The 518-nt window shown below is 61.6% G+C and carries 1 protein-coding gene; it reads left to right on the top strand.

The features are described from left to right. On the top strand, positions 1-518 hold a 518-nt coding region (locus tag Q7C20_RS27145; protein ID WP_375071235.1), incomplete at both ends, for an NAD-binding protein.

The raw sequence follows: 518 nt of genomic DNA, 5'->3' as shown, positions 1-518 counted from the left end.
CGCCGCCGCCAGTTCTGCCCTGTTGCTGCCGCAGGAATTGTCATCAATCGTCGTGGCAATCGTCACCCTATCAATGGCGCTTTCATCGCAAGCGGACCGCGCCTATCGCTTGGTCGTTCGGCAACCCGCCCGTGAAACGATTGACGAAGATTACACAGATGCCGAGGGCAGCGTGTTGATCATTGGATTTGGTCGGGTCGGCCAATTGGTCGCGCAGCCGCTTCTGGCTGAGGGCGTGTCGGTTACCCTGCTGGACCATGACGCCGACCGTATTCGCGAGGCCAAGCGGTTTAATGAGCGGGTGCATTTTGGCGATGGCACGCGGGCCGATGTGCTGGCCGCCGCCGGGGCGGAGACCGCCAAGGTGATTGTCGTGGCCACGGATGATCCTGACACCACACTGAAGATCGTCAAAATCGTGCATCGCAAATTCCCGAACGCCAAGCTGCTCGCCCGCGCGCATGACCGTATCCACGCGGTCCGTCTGGCGGGCGAAGGGGTGCCGAATGACGCGATCA

This window comes from Pseudomonas sp. AMR01 (assembly GCF_041946035.1).
Classification (GTDB): domain Bacteria; phylum Pseudomonadota; class Gammaproteobacteria; order Pseudomonadales; family Pseudomonadaceae; genus Aquipseudomonas; species Aquipseudomonas antarctica_B.
The sequence above is the reverse complement of the archived record's forward strand: the minus strand, read 5'-3'. Positions and strand labels throughout refer to the sequence as shown.